Raw genomic sequence first — 261 nt, 5'->3', positions numbered from 1 at the left:
AGGTGTCGTTACCTTTGCCGCCGATGATGGAGACGTTTTGTGCGGAACCGGATGTATCTGCTGCACCTGTTGTGAAGATGCCGTTGCCCAGGTTGATGGTCAGGTTACCTGTGAAGGCAGACGCGTCAACAGTGGCCAGACGACCGGAGGCTTGCAGGATACCGCCTTGGTAGTTCAGGGATTCGATTGTGCCAACCGCGCCGTTGACGACGTTGGTGGTGGAACCGAGGTTGAGGTTGGTGTTACCAGTGATGATAACTT

The 261-nt window shown here is 55.2% G+C and carries 1 protein-coding gene; it reads right to left on the bottom strand.

All coding sequences use genetic code 11. From position 1 onward, the window contains the following. Window positions 1-261, bottom strand: a 261-nt coding sequence (locus ACO0LH_RS28655; RefSeq protein WP_422944554.1) for a hypothetical protein, incomplete at both ends; no start/stop codon positions are given.

It is taken from the genome of Undibacterium sp. TJN19 (assembly GCF_049339485.1).
Classification (GTDB): Bacteria; Pseudomonadota; Gammaproteobacteria; order Burkholderiales; family Burkholderiaceae_D; genus Undibacterium.
This window is presented reverse-complemented; position numbering and strand designations above follow the sequence as displayed.